The organism is Bradyrhizobium sp. CCBAU 45394 (assembly GCF_028128655.1).
In the GTDB taxonomy this organism is placed as follows: Bacteria; Pseudomonadota; Alphaproteobacteria; order Rhizobiales; family Xanthobacteraceae; genus Bradyrhizobium; species Bradyrhizobium diazoefficiens.
The window spans coordinates 310,716-332,951 of record NZ_LBIX01000012.1 but is presented as its reverse complement, the minus strand read 5'-3'; the positions used below and the strand labels follow the sequence as shown (position 1 = coordinate 332,951).

General features: G+C 65.2%; 27 protein-coding genes. 8 read left to right on the top strand and 19 right to left on the bottom strand.

What is annotated here, in order from left to right:
• Positions 1-13 precede the first annotated feature (13 nt).
• Genes tolB through tolQ form a run of 4 tightly spaced genes read right to left on the bottom strand, consistent with a single transcriptional unit; the run spans position 14 to position 3,574 of the window.
• Positions 14-1,378, bottom strand: a complete 1,365-nt coding sequence (gene tolB / locus WN73_RS08760; protein ID WP_028173006.1) for a Tol-Pal system beta propeller repeat protein TolB — start codon at positions 1,376-1,378, stop codon at positions 14-16.
• A 23-nt stretch (positions 1,379-1,401) separates the two neighbouring features.
• Entirely contained in the window at positions 1,402-2,361 is a 960-nt protein-coding gene (locus WN73_RS08755) for a cell envelope integrity protein TolA (RefSeq protein ID WP_011089888.1), read from the bottom strand.
• A gap of 3 nt (positions 2,362-2,364) precedes the next feature.
• Positions 2,365-2,814, bottom strand: a complete 450-nt coding sequence (gene tolR / locus WN73_RS08750) for a protein TolR (RefSeq protein WP_028173005.1) — start codon at positions 2,812-2,814, stop codon at positions 2,365-2,367.
• A 43-nt stretch (positions 2,815-2,857) separates the two neighbouring features.
• Entirely contained in the window at positions 2,858-3,574 is a 717-nt protein-coding gene (gene tolQ, locus WN73_RS08745) for a protein TolQ (protein ID WP_018641591.1), read from the bottom strand.
• Between the two features lie 655 nt (positions 3,575-4,229).
• Between tolQ and ggt the strand changes: the two genes are divergently transcribed.
• Entirely contained in the window at positions 4,230-5,936 is a 1,707-nt protein-coding gene (gene ggt / locus WN73_RS08740) for a gamma-glutamyltransferase (protein ID WP_161536552.1), read from the top strand.
• Between the two features lie 70 nt (positions 5,937-6,006).
• Here ggt and WN73_RS08735 read toward each other — a convergent pair whose 3' ends face one another.
• From WN73_RS08735 to WN73_RS08690, 10 genes are all read right to left on the bottom strand, one after another.
• Entirely contained in the window at positions 6,007-6,717 is a 711-nt protein-coding gene (locus WN73_RS08735; RefSeq protein ID WP_271552367.1) for an SDR family NAD(P)-dependent oxidoreductase, read from the bottom strand.
• A 25-nt stretch (positions 6,718-6,742) separates the two neighbouring features.
• A complete protein-coding gene (locus WN73_RS08730; RefSeq protein WP_271552365.1) occupies positions 6,743-7,510 on the bottom strand; it encodes a serine O-acetyltransferase in 768 nt (255 codons plus the stop codon).
• A 52-nt stretch (positions 7,511-7,562) separates the two neighbouring features.
• Positions 7,563-7,712 (bottom strand): hypothetical protein, encoded by a 150-nt coding sequence (locus WN73_RS08725; protein WP_167771257.1) that lies wholly within the window; start codon positions 7,710-7,712, stop codon positions 7,563-7,565.
• Positions 7,709-7,966, bottom strand: coding sequence for a hypothetical protein (locus WN73_RS08720; RefSeq protein ID WP_028173003.1), 258 nt, complete (start codon positions 7,964-7,966; stop codon positions 7,709-7,711). Before WN73_RS08720 ends, WN73_RS08725 begins: the two co-directional genes overlap by 4 nt.
• 67 nt (positions 7,967-8,033) lie before the next feature.
• Positions 8,034-8,219 (bottom strand): hypothetical protein, encoded by a 186-nt coding sequence (locus WN73_RS08715; RefSeq protein WP_271552364.1) that lies wholly within the window; start codon positions 8,217-8,219, stop codon positions 8,034-8,036.
• 236 nt (positions 8,220-8,455) lie between these two features.
• Positions 8,456-8,941, bottom strand: a complete 486-nt coding sequence (locus WN73_RS08710) for a DUF2852 domain-containing protein (RefSeq protein ID WP_028173002.1) — start codon at positions 8,939-8,941, stop codon at positions 8,456-8,458.
• Between the two features lie 121 nt (positions 8,942-9,062).
• Positions 9,063-9,803 (bottom strand): TetR/AcrR family transcriptional regulator, encoded by a 741-nt coding sequence (locus WN73_RS08705; RefSeq protein WP_011089896.1) that lies wholly within the window; start codon positions 9,801-9,803, stop codon positions 9,063-9,065.
• A gap of 152 nt (positions 9,804-9,955) precedes the next feature.
• On the bottom strand, positions 9,956-10,318 hold the full coding sequence (locus WN73_RS08700) for a hypothetical protein (protein ID WP_271552363.1): 363 nt from the start codon (positions 10,316-10,318) through the stop codon (positions 9,956-9,958).
• Between the two features lie 65 nt (positions 10,319-10,383).
• Positions 10,384-10,788 carry a YciI family protein gene (locus WN73_RS08695; protein WP_271552362.1) on the bottom strand — a complete coding sequence of 135 codons (405 nt, stop codon included), beginning with the start codon at positions 10,786-10,788 and terminating at the stop codon, positions 10,384-10,386.
• Positions 10,789-10,965: 177 nt separating this feature from the next.
• A complete protein-coding gene (locus WN73_RS08690) occupies positions 10,966-11,331 on the bottom strand; it encodes a nuclear transport factor 2 family protein (RefSeq protein ID WP_028173001.1) in 366 nt (121 codons plus the stop codon).
• Positions 11,332-11,550: 219 nt separating this feature from the next.
• Between WN73_RS08690 and WN73_RS08685 the strand changes: the two genes are divergently transcribed.
• From WN73_RS08685 to WN73_RS08670, 4 genes are all read left to right on the top strand, one after another.
• Positions 11,551-12,339: an SDR family NAD(P)-dependent oxidoreductase gene (locus WN73_RS08685; protein ID WP_271552361.1), complete on the top strand. Its 789-nt coding sequence runs from the start codon at positions 11,551-11,553 to the stop codon at positions 12,337-12,339.
• Positions 12,340-12,465: 126 nt separating this feature from the next.
• On the top strand, positions 12,466-12,903 hold the full coding sequence (locus WN73_RS08680) for a hypothetical protein (protein WP_011089901.1): 438 nt from the start codon (positions 12,466-12,468) through the stop codon (positions 12,901-12,903).
• 273 nt (positions 12,904-13,176) lie between these two features.
• The gene (locus tag WN73_RS08675; protein WP_028172999.1) at positions 13,177-13,521 is read left to right on the top strand and encodes a hypothetical protein; all 345 of its coding nucleotides are present in this window, start codon (positions 13,177-13,179) and stop codon (positions 13,519-13,521) included.
• A 449-nt stretch (positions 13,522-13,970) separates the two neighbouring features.
• Positions 13,971-14,321 (top strand): hypothetical protein, encoded by a 351-nt coding sequence (locus tag WN73_RS08670; RefSeq protein ID WP_028172998.1) that lies wholly within the window; start codon positions 13,971-13,973, stop codon positions 14,319-14,321.
• 101 nt (positions 14,322-14,422) lie between these two features.
• Here the strand turns inward: WN73_RS08670 and WN73_RS08665 are convergent, their stop codons facing one another.
• The 4 genes from WN73_RS08665 to WN73_RS08650 form a co-directional block, all read right to left on the bottom strand.
• Entirely contained in the window at positions 14,423-14,836 is a 414-nt protein-coding gene (locus WN73_RS08665) for a VOC family protein (RefSeq protein WP_011089903.1), read from the bottom strand.
• Between the two features lie 35 nt (positions 14,837-14,871).
• Positions 14,872-15,411 (bottom strand): SRPBCC family protein, encoded by a 540-nt coding sequence (locus WN73_RS08660; RefSeq protein ID WP_028172997.1) that lies wholly within the window; start codon positions 15,409-15,411, stop codon positions 14,872-14,874.
• A 166-nt stretch (positions 15,412-15,577) separates the two neighbouring features.
• On the bottom strand, positions 15,578-16,879 hold the full coding sequence (locus WN73_RS08655) for an RNA polymerase sigma factor (RefSeq protein ID WP_028172996.1): 1,302 nt from the start codon (positions 16,877-16,879) through the stop codon (positions 15,578-15,580).
• Entirely contained in the window at positions 16,876-17,244 is a 369-nt protein-coding gene (locus WN73_RS08650; protein WP_011089906.1) for a YciI family protein, read from the bottom strand. Before WN73_RS08650 ends, WN73_RS08655 begins: the two co-directional genes overlap by 4 nt.
• Positions 17,245-17,388: 144 nt before the next feature.
• Between WN73_RS08650 and WN73_RS08645 the strand changes: the two genes are divergently transcribed.
• Both WN73_RS08645 and WN73_RS08640 read left to right on the top strand, forming a co-directional pair.
• Complete coding sequence (locus WN73_RS08645; RefSeq protein ID WP_271552354.1) at positions 17,389-18,354, top strand: 2-hydroxyacid dehydrogenase; 966 nt, start codon at positions 17,389-17,391, stop codon at positions 18,352-18,354.
• 283 nt (positions 18,355-18,637) lie between these two features.
• Positions 18,638-20,605 (top strand): methyl-accepting chemotaxis protein, encoded by a 1,968-nt coding sequence (locus WN73_RS08640; RefSeq protein WP_028172994.1) that lies wholly within the window; start codon positions 18,638-18,640, stop codon positions 20,603-20,605.
• Between the two features lie 184 nt (positions 20,606-20,789).
• Here the strand turns inward: WN73_RS08640 and WN73_RS08635 are convergent, their stop codons facing one another.
• Positions 20,790-21,458 carry a TetR/AcrR family transcriptional regulator gene (locus tag WN73_RS08635; protein ID WP_271552351.1) on the bottom strand — a complete coding sequence of 223 codons (669 nt, stop codon included), beginning with the start codon at positions 21,456-21,458 and terminating at the stop codon, positions 20,790-20,792.
• Between the two features lie 107 nt (positions 21,459-21,565).
• Between WN73_RS08635 and WN73_RS08630 the strand changes: the two genes are divergently transcribed.
• On the top strand, positions 21,566-22,210 hold the full coding sequence (locus WN73_RS08630; RefSeq protein WP_271552349.1) for a glutathione binding-like protein: 645 nt from the start codon (positions 21,566-21,568) through the stop codon (positions 22,208-22,210).
• Positions 22,211-22,236: the final 26 nt, after the last annotated feature.

Sequence of the window (22,236 nt, the reverse complement as noted above, 5' to 3'; positions counted from 1 at the left end):
CCAAACGCGCGATCTATTGACCAGCCGTCGACGACAACAGCGGCGACCATGCCGGGTCGGAGGCGAAGCCCGGCGTCGGCACCTTCAGCTCGTTGCGGCCGGAAATGTCGACGCTGTACAGCGACGGTCCGCCGCTGCCGCCGGGATCGCGGAAGAACATCAGCACGCGGCCGTTCGGCGAGAAGGTCGGGCCCTCGTTGTGGAAGCCGGAGGTGAGCAACCGCTCGCCGCTGCCGTCCGGCTTCATGACGCCGATCGAGAACTGTCCGCCGCCCTGCCTGGTGAAGGCGATGTAGTCGCCGCGCGGCGACCACACCGGCGTCGAATAGGTGGCGTTGGTGTCGTCCTTGGAGAAGGAGATGCGCTGCGCAGCTCCCCCGCCCGCGGCCATGACGTAGATCTGCGACCGGCCACCGCGATCGGACTCGAAGCAGATGCGGGTGCCGTCCGGCGAGTAAGACGGAGACGTGTCGATCGCCGGCGTGTCGGTGAGACGCGTGGTCGAGCGCGAACGCAGATCCATCACGAACAGGTTGGAGTTGCCGCCCTGCTGCAGGCTCATGATGACGCGCTGGCCGTCCGGCGAGAAGCGCGGCGCAAAGGTCATGCCGGGGAAGTTGCCGACGATCTCGCGCTGACCGGTCTCGATGTTGAAGAGATAGACCTTCGGATCGCCCTGGCCGAACTCCATGTAGGTGATCTCTTGCGAGTTCGGCGAGAAGCGCGGCGTCAGCACGAGGTCGGAGCCGCGGGTCAGATAGCGCACATTGGCGCCGTCCTGGTCCATCATGGCGAGCCGCTTGACGCGGCGCTCCTTCGGCCCGGTCTCGTCCACGAACACCACGCGGCTGTCGAAATAGCCCTTCTCGCCGGTCATCCGCTCGTAGATCTGGTCGGAGATGATATGGGCGATGCGGCGCCAGTATTCCGGCGAGGTGAAGTATTGCTGGCCGGCAAGCTGCTGGCCGGAGACCACGTCCCAGAGGCGGAATTCGGCCTTCAGCCTTCCGTCCGGCTGCCGCGTCATGCGGCCGGTGACCAGCGCCTGGGCGTTGATGGTCTTCCAGTTCTGGAATTGCGGCGCGACGTCGATGTTGCTGATGCGCTCGATGAACGCGGCCTGGTCGATCGGCGCGAACAGGCCAGAGCGCTTCAGATTGTTGGTGATGACCTGGGTGACACCGTTGCCGACGTCGCCGTCCGACGGTGAGCCCGGCAGGAAGTTGGTGATCGCGATCGGGACCGGCTGGAATTCGGTGGGATCGATGCGGAGCCGCGGCTGGCCCTGAGCGAACGCATGTCCGCCCCCAAGCATCGCAAGTCCCGACCCGGTCAGGGTCATGAAGCGGCGGCGGGTGATCGATCGAGCGTCATTCATTGCAAAATTCTTTTGTTCGGATGTCACAACATGTCTTTCAGGCCGAAAGTCATCGGGATGAGCTTCCAGCTCTCGTACTGCTGTTTCGGCATGAACGAATAGACCTGACATTGCACGATGGCGCGCTTGGCGCTCTCGGCCACCGCCTGGGCAATCGACCGCGACGGTCCTCTCACCGCAACCACGATGGGCTCGGACGCCAGCGATCCGTCGATTTTCATGGGAATGTCGATGTCGGCTTCGTATTGATCGGCGTCCTGCCCGTTATAGGTGGGCGTGAAGCAGCGCTTGACCGCGCCCTGGAACGCACCTCGCCAGGTCGCAACGTTGTTGGCGGCAGTCCCGGTCGTCGATCCCAGCGACGCCGACGCATTCAGCGCCGTTCCAGCGAGTTCATGCCGGGTCGCAGCGCGCTTGTCGAGGTCGCGCTGGATCTGCGCGGGATCGAAGCTGCGCTCCTTCGGCTTCGGCTGCTGCTGCGGCTGCACCGCCGCGACCTTCTGCTCCACGGGCTTGGGCGGCGGCTTCTTCGTTTCCAGCTTCTTCTGCAGCTCGGCGATCGGATCTTCCTTGGCCGGATCAGGCTTCTTTTCCTGCGGCTTCGGTTCTTCCTTCGGCTTCGCCTCGGCGACGGGCTTGGGCGGCTCGGGCTTCTTCTCGACCGGTTTCTCGACGGGCTTCGGCGGCGGCTCGGGCGTCGCGTTGGTCTTGATCAGCTCTTTCTTCTCGGTGACCTTCCCGACGGCGTCCTCTTCGGGCTTGGGCTCGGCGATCTTCTCGACCTTGGGCTTCGGCTTGTCCTTCTCGCCGGTCTTCTGCCCCGACATCATCTTCGCGAGCTGATCGGAGGAGATGATGTCGATCGGGAGCGACTCTTCCGGCGCGACGTAGGCCCTGCTGCTAAAGGTGACCAGCCCCCATCCAAGCACGAGGACATGGAGGGCAATCGACGCAACGAGTGTCTTGTCGACGTTCACCTTCACGGCTTACCCCTGGTCCGCTTCCGTGACGAGCGCCAGCTTCTTGAACCCCGCGCCGGACAACAGGCCCATCACCCTGGCCACCGTGCCGTAATCCGCCTTCTTGTCGGCGCGCAGATAGATGCGTTCCTCGAGACCGCCGCGCGCATCCGTGATCGCCTTCAGCTTCGGCACCAGCTCGTTGATCGCGATCTCGGCGTCGTTGATGAACACCTTGCCCTTGATGTCGACCGACATCTGGATCGGCTTCTGATCGTTCTGCTCGAGGCTCTTGGCCTGGGTCTGCGGCAGGTCGAGCGGCACGCCGACCGTGAGCAGCGGCGCCGACACCATGAAGATGATGAGCAGCACCAGCATCACGTCGACCATCGGCGTGACGTTGATCTCGGCCATGACCGGCTTGCGCCGGCTGCGGCGGCCGCCGCCTCCGGACGAACTCGCGACGTTCATGCCCATGGTCTGGTGCCCAAATTGCCCTTCACACTATACATGCCGTCCGTCAGCCCCGCTCGTCGATCTGACGCGACAGAATGGCTGAAAATTCATCGGCGAAGCCTTCGAGCCGCTGGGCCTGCCGGTTCACCTCGGAGGTGAACTTATTGTAGAAAATAGTGGCAGGAATGGCGGCGATAAGGCCGACGGCGGTCGCAAACAGCGCCTCGGCGATACCGGGGGCGACCACCGCCAGGGAGGTATTTTTCGACGCCGCGATCGACTGGAAGCTCGACATGATGCCCCAGACCGTGCCGAACAGGCCGACGAAGGGGCCGGCGGAGCCGACGGTGGCGAGCACCAGCAGCCGGCGCTCCAGGCGCTCGACCTCGCGTGCGATCGAGACGTTCATCACCTTGTCGATGCGCATCTGAAGGCCCGCCACCGAGCGGGCGTGGCTCTCGAACGAGCGCTTCCACTCGCGCATCGCCGCCACGAAGCAGGCCGCCATCGAATGCGTCGGCTTGGCCGAGAGGGTGCGATAGAGCTCCTCGATCGACTCGCCGGACCAGAAGGCCTGCTCGAAACGGTCCATCGAGCGGCGGGTACGGGCAAACAGGAAGATCTTGTCGATGGCGATCGCCCAGACCCAGACCGAGCAGGACAAAAGTCCCAGCATCACCGCTTTCACGATCCAGTGAGCCTGCCAGAACAGCGCGATCAGCGACACGTCCGCGGAAGCGGCAACCGGAAGGGCTGACTGAGCCACGTCGGCCGGATTCATAAGCTGTATCCTCTCAAGGCGATCGTTACCCGATGTTCCGCGGCAGCAAATGACCGCCGGTTCCCCAACTGCCGCGCTAGAACCGGCGCGGCCGGCAAGCCCGCTCAAAGCCTTGTCTTTCTGGGGTGCAGGGGGCTCGTCCAAAGCCGGCCGCCTGCATTCCCTGCCAAGATGTCAAAACTATGGGCCTCGACGACGGCTATGGGCGCGATTGTCCACCCTTACCAGAGCCCGGCGATAGTTAATGCGGGGTTACCGGAGCTGAATTTGGCTGCCGGAAAGGCAGGCGGCACAGACGGTTGGCTGTTTTGCTGCGGGACATGGCGGTACATGGCGGCCGACGGACCGGAGCCAGGTGCCACTGGCGAGGCCGGTTCCCTCCCCCCAGGCGACCCCAAGGCGGGAGGGAGCGCAATGGGACTCGTGGCGCTACGACACTGCACAGCGGACGCCCCTTCTGGAACCTCCTCCCCTGCCCAGCCCGAAATCGCAGAAGGCGTAGCGTGCGCCACAGCTACACCACGTCCACATGCTCCACCTCGCATCTCACGGCGGGCACGAGCTGACAGGCTGAGTTCGCTGACAATAATATGCCGGCATCACCGGCCAGCCCGAGGAGCGTCCCTTGCCAAAACCACAATCCAATGTGCGGTGGATGGCCGCAGCGATCGTATCGGTCAGCCTCGTCACGTTCGGCGCCGTGCGTGCGGCGTCGGTCGCGCCGGTCGCCGCGCAAAACGGCATGGTGGTGTCCGCGCAGCATCTGGCGACCCAGGTAGGTGTCGATGTGCTCAGGCGCGGCGGCAATGCCGTCGATGCCGCCGTGGCCGTCGGTTATGCCCTGGCCGTCGTCTATCCGGCCGCCGGCAATCTCGGTGGTGGCGGCTTCATGACGATCCAGCTCGCCGACGGCCGCAAGACCTTTCTCGATTTTCGCGAGACGGCGCCCAAGGGCGCGACTGCGAACATGTATCTCGACAAGGACGGCAACGTCATCAAGGGCCTTTCGACCAAGGGGCATCTGGCTGTCGGCGTGCCAGGATCCGTCTCGGGGATGGAATATGCGCGCGAAAAGTACGGCACCATGAAGCGCGCTGACCTGCTCGCCCCCGCGATCCAGCTCGCCGAGCAGGGCTTTGCGCTGGACCAGGGCGATATCGACCTGTTGCGTACCGCCACCGCGGATTTTCGAGACGATCCCGCAACGGCCGCCATCTTCCTCAACAACAGTCAGCCGTTCCAGGTGGGTGAGCGGCTGATGCAGCCGGAGCTCGCCAAGACATTGCGCGAGATCAGCAGCAAGGGCACCGACGGTTTCTACAAGGGATGGGTCGGCAGCGCCATCGTGGCATCGAGCCAGGCCGGCAAGGGCCTGCTGACGCAGGACGACCTCGACGGCTACAAGACGCGCGAGCTCGCACCTGTCGAATGCGACTACCGCGGCTATCACGTGATTTCCGCGCCGCCACCGAGTTCGGGCGGCGTCATCATCTGCGAGATCCTGAATATCCTGGAGGGCTATCCTCTGAAGGAGCTGGGCTACCATTCCGCGCAGGCCGTGCACGTGCAGATCGAGGCCATGCGGCATGCTTACGTGGACCGCAACAGCTATCTCGGCGATCCGGATTTCGTGAAGAATCCGCTCGACCGCCTCCTCGACAAGAATTACGCGACCAGGATCCGCGACGTGATCGATCCGAACAAGGCCGGGATATCCAAGGAGATCAAGCCGGGCGTCGCGCCGCACGAGGGCAGCAACACAACGCATTATTCAATCGCCGACAAGGACGGCAACGCGGTATCGGTCACGTACACGCTGAACGATTGGTTCGGCGCCAAGGTGACGGCGGCCAAGACCGGCGTGCTGCTGAACGACGAAATGGACGACTTCACCGCCAAGGTCGGGGTGCCGAACCTTTATGGCCTGGTGCAGGGCGAGGCGAATGCCATCGCTCCGGGCAAGCGGCCGCTGTCCTCGATGAGCCCGACCATCGTCACCAAGGACGGCAAGACCGTCATGGTGGTGGGCACGCCCGGCGGCAGCCGCATCATCACGGCCGTGCTGCAGACCATGATCAACGCGATCGATTACGGCATGAACGCCCAGGAAGCCGTCGACATGCCGCGCATCCACCAGCAATGGCTGCCGGACCTGACCAATGTCGAGGACTATGCGCTGTCGCCGGACACGCGCAAGATTCTGGAGGTCATGGGCCACAAATTCGGGCCGCCGCAACCGGCGAACCACCTCGCGGTGATCATCGTCGGCGCGCCGTCGCTTAACGGCGAGCAAGTCGGTAACAATCGCTACTACGGGGCGAACGATCCACGCCGCAACAGTGGACTGGCGGACGGGTATTGATCGTCTACGCCACCCCTAAGACGGTCATACGCGGGCACTGACGGGGTAGAAATGGTCGAGGGCCGCCCCCTCACCACTTCTCCTTCGAGGTCCGCACATCGAGCTCGAACGACCAGGCGCGTTCGGGCTGGCGGTAGAGGAACGCGAAGCCATCGACGATGCCTTCGATGTCGATCAGCCTGTCTTCGCGGCTCGCCGCATCGGGAAAGCGCGAAAAAATCTTGTCGCCGGCGATCGCACCGTCGACCACGACGTGGCCGACATGGATACCGTCGCCCGCATATTCCTTGGCCATGGCCTGCGCCAGCGTGCGCAGGCCGGCCTTGGACGCGTTGAAGGCGCCGTAGCCGGCGCGGCCGCGCAGCGAGGCGCTGGCGCCGGTGAAGAGCAGCGTGCCCGCCTTCTTCGGCACCATGCGACGCGCCGCCTCGCGGCCGAACAGGAAGCCGCCGAAGCACACGACGCGCCAGGCCTGCTCGAAATAGTCGGCGTCCATCTCGATGATCTTGCCGGGCGTATTGTTGCCGGCGTTGTAGATGGCGAGATCGAGGTCTTCGCCGGCGGCATCAAACAGAGCGACAACGTCGCTCTCGCTGGTCGCGTCCGCGACGATGGGCACGGCCGCTCCGCCCGCCTTGATGATGTCATCTGCAACCGCCTGCAACGCGGACAGCGTGCGGCCCGCGACGATCACCTTGAGCCCGTCGGCCGCAAAGCGCTTGCAGAGCCGGGCCCCGAGCCCGCGGTCCGGGCCGACACCGATCACGATTGCGGTCTTCATGGGGTGGCTCCGTACAATGATGGGATCAGGCCGCCGAGGCAGGTTCGGGGCAGTTGGTCAGTCGCGCGGGATTGCCGACGGCCGTGCAGCCAGCAGGAACGTCTGACGTCACGAGCGCGTCGGCGCCGATCTTGGCGAAATCGCCGATGCTGATGTCGCCGAGGATGGTCGCACCGCCGCCGATATAGACGCCGCGGCCGATCCGCGGCGAGCGCGTCGGCAGTTCCCTGCCGCGGCCGATGCTGACGTTCTGGAGGATAGTGACCTCGTCGCCGATCACGACGTTGGCGCCGATCACGATGCCGGTGGCGTGGTCGAGATAGACTGACGATCCGATGCTGGCGGCCGGATGAATGCTGACCTGCAGGGCATTCGACGCCTCGTTCTGGAACAGCAGCGCCGCATCGCGATGGTCGTGGTGCCAGAGCCAGTTCGAGACGCGCCAGGCTTGCAGGGCGACATAGCCCTTGAAATGCAGCAGTGGTGGTAACAGGTCGGCGATGGCGGGATCGTGGATCGCAATCGCCTGCAAGTCACGGCCGGCCACCTCGATCAGATCTGGCGAGCCGCGAAAGGCATCGAAGGAAAAGGCCGAGAAGCGCGCGCGCTCGGCTGCGCTGCCGCCGAGCCGGCGTCCGATCAGATCGGACAAGGCCGCGGCGAAATCATCATGAGCGAGAATGGTGCCGGCAAGCGCCTTGCCGAAGACGGGATCGGCATCCGCCGCGCGCTGCGCCTCGCCGCGGACCCGTTGCCAGAGGCCGTCGCTCGCCATGATCGCAGCCTCCGCCATCGCCGCCTCCGGTGCGCCCTTCGTTTGTGCAGGCGAATATAGGCGGTCCGGATCAAGGCGCCAGTGATGCCGGGGGAACGTAACGCCGCTCGGGGGCGCGGCCCGACCGCGCCCGCTTGCGCAGGCACAGCGCATACAGCCAGCCGCCGCCTGCGACGAGGGCCGGCAGGACGTAAAGCGCGAAATCGCGGAGCAGGATCATGGGGCAAGGTCCGCTGTCGCAAACTTGACGGCGCGCCGCAGCGCGAACGCGGCAAGCTCGTAGAGGGCGCAGCTGAGAAAGATCTTCCAGGCATCGGTGGTCACGAGGTCCTGATAGGACTTGATCTCCGTCGGCCAGTGGTTGAGGAACGCGATCGCGAGCGGCACTGAGACGCCGAATCGATCGAACAGCGCAGACGCGCGCTCGAGAAGCGCGAGCCGCTGTCTGATCTCCTTACGTTCGGCGTTCATCATGGTCGGCCCTGTTGGCGCGCGGGAAGCGCGCTGTCAGGGCTTGGTCGGGCCGGGCGCGAGTCGGGTTCTACCGGTCCTGCACATGTGCGTGATCAACGCCACATAGCGAATGCCGGCCGGGACACAGGCGAAAATGGCAGTCGGGATCGGACGCGCAGCCGCCATAGACGACGCCGATGTAGCCCAGCACCGCGAAGGCGGTCACGCCGAGGAGCAGGCGGGTCCAGAGGTCCATGATGCTGTCGTCCAACATGAGTAGCGCCGCCCGGTGAGACGGGACGCGCAAGTCTTGGTGTCGGATGAGCAGGTCTGGGTTCTGGCGGCTCGTAGCCAAGCAGTGGCTCGGTCTACTCCCTCTCCCCGCAAGCGAGGCGAGGCAAAGCGGCCCCCCAAAAACCAAACCGCCCGCCTGCGGGATGCGCAGGCGGGCGGCTCGGGGCCATCAGGACTTTGGGGGCATGCGCCTGAAGGCTTTGAGAGGTGTCCAGATCAACCCTGCTGCTGGTCGGTCGGCGGCGGGGTCGGACGCGTCTTGTGCTGGGCCATGAACTGGTCGAACTCTTCCTTGTCCTTGGCGTGACGCAGACGGTCGAGGAAGTTCTTGAATTCGACCTGCTCCTCTTCGAGCCGCTGCAGCGTCTCGGTGCGGTATTCGTCGAAGGCGCGGTTGCCGCTCGAGGGCGGGCCGAAGCCAAAGCCGAAGCCGCGGCGCTCCATACGGCCGCGCATGCGGTCCATCTTGTACTGCATCCGCTCCATCTTGTTCTGCCAGCGATCCTGGTGGCTCCAACAACCCATTTTTCTGCTCCCGAGTGTGAAAAAGAGAAGGGCAAGTCCGATCGGCCACCAGATGATGAAGCCGAGGATGGTCACGGCGATCCAGCCGGGATGCCAAGGCGTGTCGAGCATATGGGGGCGCTCATAGTGTTGGTCCGAGGGGCCGCGCCATCGATTGACATCAGCGGTGTAGGCCATTTCCCATCTCCATGACGGCATCTGCGCCGTTGTGAATGTAAATAACATTTACATAGCTAGACCATCCCGCGATTTTGTCAAGCCGGCCACCCGACAGGCCTGGCGAATTATTTGCGCAATTTTATTTCGGCTTGCCCCAGGGGCCGCCCGGCGGCACGCCAGAACCGGAGGATGCCTCCGGAGGCACCGGCGGCGGCTCGGCGCCTTTGGCGGGCGGACGGCGGTCGGTCGGGAAGCCGAGACCGCGCAGATAGATCAGCACCTCGGCCTCTAACAGCTCGTCCGGCGACATCGGCAGTTTTCGTCGCGCAGCATCGCCGCGCGAGAACAGCGAGGCCACGCCATGCGCCATCGACCAGATGTGCAGCGCCATCATCATCGCCGGCGGCCGCGGCGTGCCGGGCGGTGCAAGTGCCGCAAGGCGCTCCGCGGCGGCGCGAATGATGTTGAAAGCACGCTCGCTCGCGGCCTGGAGCGCCGGGTTGGCATCGACCGGCAGGCCGGACTCGAACATCGCGTTGTAGAACGCCGGCTCCTCGCGGGCGAAGGCAAGATAGGCCCTGCCGACCCGCTCGAACGCCGTGACCGTATCGGGCCGCCCGTCGTCCCAGGCCGCGGTCAAGCGCGCCTCGAACTGCTCGAAGCCACGCTGGGCGATCGAGGACAACAGCTCGTCGCGGTCGCGGAAATGCCGGTACGGCGCCGCCGCGCTGACGCCGGCCATGCGCGCCGCATCGGCGAAGGTGAAGCCGGCCGCGCCCTTCTCGGCAATCAACCCGAGGGCCGCCTGCAACAGGGCTTCCTTCAGATTGCCGTGGTGGTAGCCGCGCTCGGCGCGGCGCGTCTCCTTGCGCCAGCTCATGTGAACGAGCTTTACATGAGCCGGGCGTGAAGGTCACTAGCCCCTCACCGTCATTCCGGGGCGATGCGCTAGCATCGAACCCGGAATCTCGTACCAAAACCTCTGGATTCCGGGCTCGCCCTTCGGGCGCCCCGGAATGACGATGTACGTGCCTAACCGCCCGGGATCGGCAGCACCGGCATGATCTCGACGCGCTCGCCGGGGAAGATCGCGAAGTGCGGGTGGTTCTCGAACATCTTCGCGGCCGCTTCATGGGACGCGGCGCGGACCACGGTGAAGGCGCCCATCTCGTTGGCGATGTCGGCGATGCCCTTGTCATCGACCCGCTTGGTCTTGCCGAGCGGACCGCCCATCGCCTGGATCGCGCCTTGATGCTTCTCGGCCCAACCCTTCCAGGCCGCGATACCCTCCAGTTCCTTCGCCTTGCGCTCGGCGTCTGACAACGCGTTCCATGCAGCCCATTTCGGGCTGGTCTTGCTGCCGAGGAATACGGCGAGATAAGTGTCGGTGCTCATTGGTTCTCTCCTTTGTTGATGACTTTGTTGATGACGGCCGCGAATTCCAATCGCGCCCGCTCTGGCTAGTTCTTCAGACCGTCGAAGCCGGCGGCCGCGGCCTGCACGTCCGGCGGAAAGTCGGTCATCTCCTGCACCTGCCGGATCTCAATGACTTCATTGACCGCGGCCGGGCACTTCTTCGCCCACCCGATCGCCTCGGCACGCGAGGCGACCTCGATCATCCAGTAGCCGCCCAGCACTTCCTTGGCTTCAGTGAAGGGTCCGTCGGTCACAACAGGCTCGCCGGTCGCAAACGACACGCGCGCGCCCATCGCGGGCGGATGCAGGCCGTCGAGCGTGATCAGGACGCCGGCGTCATTCAGCGCCTCGTTGTAGCGCATCATCGCGGCGACGCGCTCGGGATCGAGTTGCACGTCCGGCGGCGCCGTCTCGTAGCCGAGCGGGATCATCAGCATCATGAATCGCATGGGCAGTTCCTTGCTTACCTGGTCCTTCCGGGATGCGCCGCGAGGCGCAGCCCCGGAATCCGGGGGAGATCAGCGGGCCGAACCAGCCCGCGCTCCCCTGTAAGACGAATGCCTTGCTATGGAATCGACGCCGTGGCGGAAAATTATTCCGGAGGTCATGCCTCGGAAGTTCCTGCCTCAGCGCGGCTGCGGCAGGAACCGGCCGTCCTGGAAGGCGGCGCCGAAATAGACCTCGACGCGGCGGATCCGGCCGCCGGCGAAGCTGAGGAACTCGGTGTTGCGAAAGCTCCTGCCATCGGTCGCCAGGCAGCGATAGGTGACGAAAGCCTCGTCGCCGACGACGAAGATGCGCTCGATCTCGTGGCGCGCGATCCAGCCGGTGTCCCGCCAGCAGCGTTCGAAATAGGTCGCCTTGTCGAGGTCGTCGTCGAACGGGCTGGTGAAGCGGAAGTCGTCGGCGAGCGCCTCGCTCACCCGTTGCCGGTCATTGGCGAGATAGGCGGCGAAGAGGTCTCGGATCAGGCGGGCGTGGTCGTCAGGCATCGGTCGGTCTCCTCGGCAGACGTCGCTTAGAAGACGATGCAGCGGCGGCCGCGCCGACATCGCGCCAGGCGTTCGGCCGGCAGAACGCAAGAATATGTCGAGTGGTTCTCGTCCGGATCGATGGGCATCGCCAGGGCCTTTCTCGTCGGGGCCAAAGCGAAGTAAAAGGGGCCGGCCCGCGCGTGGGAACAGCCTTTCGAACACAGGACAGATTAGCAAATGCCGCAGGCCCCGCAAAAAGTCGCCCTCGTCACCGGAGCCGCGCGCGGCATCGGGCTTGCGACCGCGAAGAAGTTCCTTGGCGAGGGCTGGCGCGTGGCGCTGCTCGACATCGAGGGGGAGCTGCTCGGCCGCGCCGTCGCCGAGATCGGCCAAAGCGAGGCGACGCTCGCGCTGACCTGCGATGTCTCCGACGCGGCGGCGGTCGGCGCCGCGATGACGACGATCGAGCGGCGGTTCGGCCGGCTCGACGCGCTCGTCAACAATGCCGGGATCGCCGTGTTCGCGCCGCTGATGGAGACGCCGGATGCCGACTGGCGCCGCGTGCTCGAGGTCAACCTCACCGGCCCGTTCCTCTGCACCAAGGCCGCGGTGCCCTTGATGCGCGACAGCGACGGCGGCGCCATCGTCAACATCACCTCGATCTCGGCGGTGCGTGCCTCGACCTTGCGCTCGGCCTACGGCACCAGCAAGGCGGGGCTCGCGCACCTGACCAAGCAGCTCGCGGTCGAGCTCGCCTCGTTCAACATCCGCGTCAACGCGGTCGCGCCGGGGCCGGTCGACACCGCGATGGCCAAGCAGGTGCACACCAAGGAGATCCGCGCCGACTATCACGACGCCATTCCGCTCAACCGCTACGGCCTCGAGGAGGAACTCGCGGAAGCGATCTATTTCCTGTGCTCGGAACGCGCGAGCTACATCACCGGTCAAATTTTGGCCGTCGATGGCGGCTTCGATGCAGCGGGTATCGGCCTGCCGACGTTGCGCGGCCAGCGCCGCAACGGGTAGGCACAGGATTTGTGGGGTGGACAAAGGCGCGACGCGCCGTGCCCATCACCGTCTCCGGATTTGGGTGCCATTGTTGGGCGCGCGACGCTTTGCCCGCCCGACGACGTCGAATGTGCGGAGAGTACGATGCAACGTGCCGTTTTGGTCAAAGCCCTGATGCTCGCGACCGCCCTGCTCGCCTCCGCACCGGTTGCCGCCGAAATCCGCATCATCCAGTCACCCGGCGGACGGGTCGGGCCGTTCCTCGACCTGTTCGAGAAGGTGCGCGAGAGCGGCGAGCGCGTGGTGATCGACGGTCCCTGCCTGTCCGCCTGCACGCTGGTGCTGAGCATCGTGCCGGGCGAGCGCATCTGTGTCACCAAACGCGCCGTGCTCGGCTTCCATGCCGCGCGTTCGGTCGACCGGCGCGGGCGCTTCTATGCCGAGCCGGAAGCCTCCGACGCGGTGCTCCAAGCCTATCCGGGGCCGGTGCGCGACTGGATCAGCCACCGCGGCGGCCTCACCTCACGGTTGCTGCTGTTGAAGGGGCGCGACCTCGCCGCGATCTATCCGCGCTGCCGGTGAGGACTTGGCGGTCACCAGCCGCGTGACCAGGTTGCGTCCGCCGCTGTCCGACGATTGAGCAGTTTTGCAGAATTTCGACTTTCCGGACGCCGAATCTGCTCAACCGCTTCGCAATGCCTGCACAATTTACGCGGTTTCCAGCCTTTCCCTGCAGTCTATGATGGTCGCGGCTCAGATTGAGACCGCGGCGGCGTCACGATCTCAGCAGTGGTCACGGACGAGGATGGTGCCGTTTTTTTCAAGATTGCTCATTTTTAAAAGGGGTCGCACGCTATGCAGCCCATCGATTTTCGCTACCGCCTGTCGGACCGGGGACGGATCGTCCTTGGCCAACTGAGCGCCGAGGAAACCGTCGAATTCGAACTGCTGACGCGGCGCGACCGCGAGGGCCTGATGGACCTGCCGTCCGAACTGCGGCTGCTCGAGCTCTACGTGAAGTATATCGGCTCGGGCGCAGAAGCCGCACTCGCGCCGACGGAACCCGCCCGGCACGACATCGCGCCGCTACGACCGAGGAGACCGCCGCCCTCGCGGACGGCGCGGCCGCGCAACTACGTCGTTTCGATGATTGTGATCGCAAGCGTCAGCTTCACGCTCATCGCATTGCTTGTGAGCTAATGGCGCTCGTGAGCTAGCACGCAAGCGCGCCGGCGAAATTACGCCGGTCATGCGGTCGCCGGGTTCTAGAAGAACCTCTGGATCATCTGCGCCAATTCCATGCTCGCGCAGATAAGCATACCCCAAAGTGCAAAATTGATCTGTAGCGCCGCTGCCATCGGTCGCTCCCCTTGTAAGTACGCCCATCCCAGTTTGTAGAATTTATGAAGGAATGATTAGCGATTTTGACAGGCAGTTCACAGCCTATTATTGCGCCAGTTGTTGTGCGATGCGGTCCCGATCATTTCACGAAGCGGCCCCACTGCTCTCGCAAAGTCATGCGAATCGAGACTCCATATTCCTATCCGGCCATGCCGGCCAGTTCGTTTCCCTTAGGTTCCATTTAACCGACGCGATGCAAAATCCCTCACGCGGATTTTGTGTGTCGCGTACCGCACTGAGGGTTCGGCATGATGCGACACGGCTTCGTCTTGCTTACTTTTTGCGCAGCGCTCATGGGCTGCGCGGCGGCGCCGGCGCAGGAGCGTCGTCCGATCGCATGGGACGGCCTCGGACAGAACCCGAACCGGCCACCCGTCACAAAGCGGCGCGCAGCGAACCCCGCACCCACGCAGGAAAATCCCAATCAGGAACGGGAAAGAGTGCTCGGGACCTTGCGCCCCTACTCCGAAGCGTGGTGGGCGGTCCATGACGAAATCGAAGCGGAGAATGACAGGCAGCTCGGCACGAAGCTCGTGATCTGCCCTCGCTGCGTCCAGTCGCCGTCCCCCGGCGAGGACGTGACCGGATCGGTCCGTTGAAACAGCAAACGGCCGATCCGGCTATGACGTGACCGCCTTGGGCGCGCCCCTTACCCGCAACGATCGAGGGAGGGGCGCCGCGTGCCAGGCGGTCGCGCCCGTCACATTCCCTCCGCCGGGCAGTTCACCATCCAGGGGATGCCGAACTTGTCGACGCACATGCCAAACCCCTTGGCCCAGAACGTCTTGCTGAACGGCATGGTGACGGTGCCACCGTCGGCGAGCGCGTTGAACTTGCGCTCGGCGTCCGCGACGTCGGCGATCGTCAGCGAGATCGAGAAGCCCTGCGGCTTCTGGACATGCTCGGGCGGCGCGTCGGAGGCCATCAGCACGCTGCCGCCGGGTAACGACATCCGCGCATGCATGATCGTCTTCTCGCGGCCGGGGGCGGCCGGCATGTCCGGCGGCGCGTCCGAGACGCGCATCATCGCGTCGATCTTGCCGCCGAGAACCTTGGCGTAGAAGTTGAACGCCGCTTCGCAAGTGTCCTGATAGAACAGATATGGATTGAGCATCGCTTCTCTCCTTTTCTTTCCCTGGGTTGTGAGGCTCATTGTTTCTCGGTGAGCTTCTTCAGGCTGACGAGGCCGGCCTCGAAATCCTTCCCGATCATGCTGTCCATGTTGATGAAGACCTGCATCACCTTGGACATGAAGGGCGCCGGACCGTACATCGCCCATGTGACCAGTGTGGCATCGCCTTGCGGCACAAAGGTGAACTCGGCGGTGTTGTGGCCTTCGAAGGGGCGCTCGAAATCGAGCTTGATGCGGAGCTTCGACGGCGTGCTCGCCTCGAGGATCTCCATGTGGCCGGCGCCGACGTTGTTGTTCCCGTCCCAGGCATAGGTCGCGCCCTTGCCCCGTGCTGTTCCGCCGAACGTCCGCTTCATGGCGGGATCGCGGTTCTCATAGGGCGACCAGCTGGTCCAGAAGTGGAAGTCGGCGACCACCGGATAGATGGCATCGGCCGGCGCCTTCACGGCGAGCGAACGCTCGACGCGAAAGGTGTCAGGCTTGGTGAGGGCGAAGCCGAGGACGCCCGCTAGTCCGACCGCGAGCACGATGGCGATGATGGCAATGGCTTTCAGCATGAACGGCTCCCTGGATACGGGATTAAGACGAAGGGAGGAGGCTGAGGCCGACAATTCGAAATGAGATTTTTTGGATCGTCATTCCGGGGCGGTCCGCAGGACCGAACCCGGAATCTCGAGATTCCGGGTTCGATGCTTCGCATCGCCCCGGAATGACGGCAAGCCGTCATTTCGCCTTCGCACCCTGCCTGGCGCTCCCGTTGCTGCTCTTCGGCTGGCTGTCCCGGATCAGGCGATCGATGTGCATGCGGATGTGGGCGGCTTCCGCCGAAGTGTTGGCGAGCGCGATGGCGCGGTCGAAGGCGATGCGGGCTTCGTCATTGCGGCCGAGCTGCATCAGGAAGGCACCGCGCACGCCGTGGAAATGGAAGTAGTTGCCAAGCTTTGGTGCCAGCGGCTCGATCAGGTCGAGCGCGGCTTGCGGCCCGCTCACCTTGGACACCGCGACCGCGCGATTGAGCGTCACCACCGGCGACGGCTGCGCCAGTTCCAGCGCGCCATAGAGCAGGTCGATCTGGGCCCAGTCGGTCTCCTCCGGCGTCGCCGCACGGGCATGCAACGCGGCGATTGCGGCCTGAATCTGGTAGGGCCCGCTGCGGCGATGGCGCATCGCCTTGTCGATCAGCGCCAGCCCTTCCGCGATCATGGCGCCGTTCCACAAGGAGCGATCCTGGTCCTCCAGCAAGATCAGCGAACCGTCGTCAGCAAACCGCGCGGCGCTGCGCGCATGCTGCAACAGCAGCAACGCCGCCAGCCCCATGATCTCCGGCTCGCTCTGGAACAGCCGCAGGAGCAGCCGCGCCAGCCGGATCGCCTCCTCGCAGAGCGGCTTTCTGATCTCGGCGGTGTCGCCGCTCGCCGAATAACCCTCGTTGAAGATCAGGTAGATCATCGCCGCGACGCCCGCGAGCCGCTCGGAGCGTTCGATCGGGCCGGGCGTTTCGAAAGGCGTCCCGGCCTCCGCGACCTTCGCCTTGGCGCGCGTGATGCGCTGCTCCATCGCCGCCTCCGAGACCAGGAAAGCGCGCGCGATCTGCTTCACCGTGAGACCGGAGACGATGCGCAAGGCGAGCGCGATCTGCTGCGTCGCCGGCAATTGCGGGTGGCAGCAGATGAACATCAGCCGCAAAATGTCGTCGCGATAATGCGAGCCGTCGAGCCGCTCGGCGAGCGCGCCCTCGGCATCGTCGAGATCGGAGATCGCCTGATCGTCCTCGGGCAGCGGCTGCTGCTTGCGGGCGCGCCGCACCTCGTCGATCGCGACATTGCGGCCGACCATGATCAGCCAGGCCGCGGGATCGCGCGGCGGGCCGTTCTGCGGCCAGGTCTTGAGCGCGCGCAGGCAGGCGTTCTGGAAAGCCTCCTCGGCGGTGTCGAGATCGCGGAAATAGCGCAGCAGCGCGCCGACCGCCTGGGGTCGCGCCGAAGTCAGCGCGGTCTCGATCCAGGCGGTATCAGTCTCGCTCACGTCAAATTTCCTCCGGGCCTGAACACGCCGACGGGACGCACCTCATAGGCGCCGCCGGGGTTGGCGGCGCCGAGGTCCCGCGCGACGTCGAGCGCATCGTCGAGGTTCTTGCAGTCGACGATGTAGAAGCCGAGCAACTGCTCCTTGGTCTCGGCATAGGGGCCGTCGAGCACCAGCGGCGGGTCCTCTTTACGCAGCGTCGCCGCCGCGGTGGTCGGCAACAGCCGCGCCACCGGACCGAGCCGGCCTTGGCTCGTGAGCTTCTCCTGCACCACGGCGAGCTTCTTCATCACCGCCTCGTCCTGGTCCTTGCTCCAGGAGCCGACGAAGTCCTCGTCATGATAGCAAAGGATCGCATAAAGCATGGGCAGCACCTTCCCTGACCTCTTGTTGTAAAGACGATCCACTATGCCCCGCCCCGACAGGGCTGCGGAAAAAATTTGCAAGAAAAATCCGGCAGATCGTGCCAAGGAGAGCCCTCAAAATCGGAACACGACGAGGCACTTCGAATGACCAAAGGCACACTGGCCGTCCTGATCAACAGCACGCAGCAGAACTGGCTGCCGGAGCGCTGGAAGGCCCGGTTCGATTCGGTCTGCGGAGGCCGCCGCGTGGTGCTGCTGCCGGATACGGCGCTCGATCCGGCCGAGGTGCATTATGCCGCGGTGTGGAAGCCGGTGCCCGGCGATCTCGGCTCGTTCCCCAATCTGCGCGCGATCTTCAATCTCGGCGCCGGCGTCGATGCCCTGATGGCGGACAAGAGCCTGCCCGACGTGCCGCTGGTTCGCGTCGCCGTGCCCGACCTGACCAATCGCATGACCGAATACGTCGTGCTTCACGTGCTGATGCACCACCGCCAGGAGCTGTATTTGCGGCAGTCGCAGCGCGAGAAGCGCTGGGAGCCGAAATATCAGTGGCCGGCAAGCGCAGTCACGGTCGGCGTCATGGGACTGGGCACGCTGGGTGCGGACGCGGCCGACGTGCTGCGGCGGCTCGGCTTCCGCGTCGCCGGCTGGAGCCGCAGCCCGCGCACCATCGAGGGCGTCGAGTGCTTCCATGGCACCGCCGGAATCGATGCGTTCCTGCGCGCGACCGACATCCTGGTCTCGCTGTTGCCGCTGACACCGGACACGCACGGCATCCTCAACCGCGACGTCTTCACAAAGCTCAACCGCAAGAGCCCGCTCGGCGCCCCCGTGCTGATCAATGCCGGCCGCGGCGGCTTGCAGAACGAAGCCGACATCCTGGCCTGTCTCGACGACGGCACGCTGGGCGCCGCCTCGCTCGACGTCTTCGTGCAGGAGCCGCAGCCGAAAGACAGCCGCTTCTGGACCCATCCCAAGGTGCTGCTGACCCCGCACAACGCCGCGGACACCGACGCGGAAGCGATCTCGGCCTATGTCGCCGAGCAGATCGCACGGTTCGAGGCGGGCGGCGCTCTGGAGAACGTGGTGGACCGGGCGCGGGGGTATTAGGGCCGCACGCGGCCGCCCCACCCTCGGCGTCGTCCTGGCGAAAGCCAGGAACCCAATCCCCCAGGGAGCAGTCGTGGTGCGAAGTGGCAACCACGAATCTTCGCCAAACTACGTCCGGTGGTTATGGTCCTGGCTTTCGCCAGGACGACATCGGAGTTTTTGGCACGCGCCCACCGTTTCACTCGCCCCCCACGACCACCCCGCTCAGCCGGTATTCCGTTCACCCTCTCTTAGCGAGAAGTTGATAAGCGTTGTTAACCAACGCTCAAAGAACGAGTCGGACATGCGGACGAGCCTCGGCCTCAGGATGCGGATCACGGTTGCGCTGGCGGTGACGGCGGCGGCGACCGCGCTGTTTGCCGTGCTGGGCGCGATGTGGATCATCGCCGGCATCATCGACCGCGCCGACCAGCGCGAACTGCGCAGCCATTACGACGCCCTGCAATCGCGCATCGCCGAGGAATCGCACCGCGCCGCCGCGATGAGCGCCGTGGTGGCCGCGATGCCGGCGACGCAGGAGGCGATGGCGAAGCAGGACCGCGAGGCGCTGGTGCGCCTGTTCGGACCGGTGTTCACTGCGATCAAATCCGACTACGGCGTCGACCAGTTCCAGTTCCACGTGCCGCCGGCGACGTCTTACCTACGCGTGCACCAGCCGGCCAAGTTCGGCGACGACCTCTCCGGCTTCCGCAAGACCGTCGTCGTCGCCAACCAGGACCGCAAGGTCGTGGTCGGGCTCGAAGGCGGCGTGGCCGGGCTCGGCATCCGCGGCGTGGTGCCAATCGCGCAAGGGGCTAAGCATCTCGGCACGGTCGAATTCGGCCTGACCTTCGGCCAGCCTTTCCTCGACGATTTCAAGACCAACCGCCATGTCGACGTCGCCTTCCATCTCGCCGACGGCTCGGGCTTCAAGCTGTTCGGGGGCACGCTGAAGGGCAAGAGCTTCTTCGATACGGCCGATTACGGCCGCGCCGCCGAGGGCGGCTTCACGGTGCGACAAGCCAGGCTCGACACCACGCCGGTCGCCGCGCTGCTCGGACCGATCAGGGACTTTTCCGGCAAGCCGCTCGGCGCGGTCGAGCTTGTGATGGACAATGCCGATTACGAGGCTTCCGCCGATCGCGCCTGGCTGCTGGCGATCGGGATCGCCGCGCTCGGGCTCGTGCTCGCGGCGATCGTCGGCTATCTCATCGCCCGCAGCATCTCGCGCCCGATCCTGTCGATCACGAACGTGATGCGCGAGCTCGCGGACGGACGTCTCGATGTCGCCGTGCCCACCAGCAAGGCGAATGACGAGGTGGGCGCGATGGTGAAGGCGGTCGCGGTGTTCCGCGACAATGCGGTGAATTTTGACAAGCTCCAGGCCGAGCAGCTCGAGGCCAAGGCGCAGTCCGAGGCGGAGAAGCGGCGCGCCTTCGCCGCGCTCGCCGACAATTTCGAGGCCAGCATCCGCGAGGTCGTCACCACGGTGTCCGCGGCCGCGGTCGAGATGGAGCACACCGCGCGCTCGATGTCCGCCATCGTCGAACAGTCGCGCGAGCAGACCCGCACGGTGTCGTCGGCCTCGGCGCTGGCCTCCGAGAACGTGCAGACGGTCGCGGCTGCCGCAGAAGAATTGTCCTCGTCGATGACCGAGATCAGCCGGCGGCTCGCGCACGCGACCGAGGTGGTCGGCAAGGCCGCGAGCGACGGACGGCAATCGAATGCGCGCGTGCAGAGCCTGGCGGATGCCGCGCAGAAAATCGGCGACGTGGTCTCCTTCATCAATGGCATTGCGGGCCAGACCAATCTGCTGGCGCTCAATGCGACGATCGAAGCGGCGCGCGCGGGCGAAGCCGGTCGCGGCTTTGCCGTCGTCGCCTCCGAAGTGAAGGCGCTGGCGACCCAGACCGCGAAAGCAACCGAAGAGATCGGCGCGCAGGTCACCGCGGTACAAGGAGAGACCACCGGCGCGGTCGACGGCATCCAGTCGATCTGTGCGACGATCCAGCAGGTCGACGAAATCTCGGCCGCGATTGCCGCCGCCGTCGGGCAACAGGGCACCGCGACGCAGGAGATCGCACAGAACGTCCAGCAGGCCGCCGCCCGCACCGGCGAAGTCTCGCAGAACATCTCCGGCGTCACCGCCGGCATCGCGGCGACCGGAACGGCGGCCGAGGAAGTGCTGGGCTCCGCGATCGAGCTGTCGAAGCAGTCGCAACGGCTGCGCGACGAGGTCGATCGTTTCCTGGCGCATATCCGGGCGGCGTAGCTCACACTACAGATCAGGTGGTCGTCCTGGCGAAAGCCAGGACCCATTACCGCAGGGGCGAGTTGCCGCGCGAAGTTCTAACCCCGAATCTTCGCCAAACGACATTCGGTGGCTATGGGTCCTGGCTTTCGCCAGGACGACACCGGGGAGATAGCTCGCGCCACATACTCACTGTCGTCCCGGCCTAGCTCTTCGCGCCAGCTCCCACCATCACATCGATCGCGCCCTTCACGATTGCTTCCAGATCTTTCCGCGAGACACGCGCGCGCGAGCGGATGGCGATCGAGTGTACCGTCGCTGATGCAAGCTGGGCCAGCACGGCCGGGTCGGCGCTCTCCGGCAGTTCGCCCTTCTCCTTGGCGCGGCGGAAGCAATTCGCAAACGCCTTGTCGAGCTCGGCGAGACCGTCGAGCACCATGGCGCGGATGTCGGGATCACCGACCGCTTCGGACGCCGCCGTCACCACCGTGAAGCAGCCGCGCGGGCCCGTTTCGCCGGACAGATAGATGTTCAGCGCGGAGGCGAAGATGCGCTCCAGCCGCTGGCGCAGCGGCATCTCCTCGCGAAAGATCGCGGCCATGGATGCCCGCGCGTCCTCGCGGTAGCGCTGGTAGCTCTTGATGTAGAGCTCGCGCTTGTCGCCGAAGGCCCCGTAGAGACTCGGCCGGTTCATGCCGGTGGCCTCGCTGAGATCGTCGAGCGAAGTCGCGGCAAAGCCCTGCCTGCGGAACAGGTCGAGCGCCTTGCCGAGCGCGACATCGGGCTCATAGGCCCGCGGACGGCCGCGGCGCTTAGGTTCGCCGCGGCGCTCGGGCTCATTGGCAGCAGTTGGCGGCTTCGATTTTTGTACCATTTCGCAAATTAATCCTTGACCGCCGATATATTATGCAACACAGTACAAAAATCAATCTGGCCAGGTTGAGCGATACCCGAAAGAGGAACTGCCCAAGGAGGCTACAGATGGATCTCTATTTCTCGCCGCTCGCCTGCTCGATGGCGACCCGCGTCGCGCTGTACGAAGCCGGCGCCGAGGCGAATTACCTCGAAGTCGATCCGCCGACCAAGAGGGTGCTGAAGGACGGCACCGATTTCCGCACCGTCAACCCGATCGGCCTCGTGCCGACGCTGCGCACCGACGAGGGCGTGGTGCTGACCGAGAACGCGGCGATCCTGCAATATGTCGCGGACCGCTTCCCGCAATCCTGCCTCGGCGCGAGCGCGGGCATCGAGCGTACGCGGCTGCACCAATGGCTCTGCTTCATCGGCACCGAACTGCACAAGGGCCTCTTCATCCCCGTGCTCGACCGCAAGGCGCCGCAGGAGACGAAGGCCTACGCGCTTGAGAAGAACTTGTCGCGGCTCGACTATCTCGACAACTACCTTGAGGGACGCGACTTCCTGCTCGACCATTTCAGCGTGGCCGACGCCTATCTCGTCACGGTCATCAACTGGACTATGGCGACGCCGCCGATCGAGCTCGCCAAATGGCCGAACGTGAAGGCGTATTACGAACGCCTGCGCCAGCGGCCGTCGGTGGCGAAGGCGATCGCCGAGGAGTTCGAGCTGTACAAGGCCGAGCAGGCGCGGAAGAAGGCGGCGGCGTAAGCTTCGTGAATCAAGGCGCCGTCCCG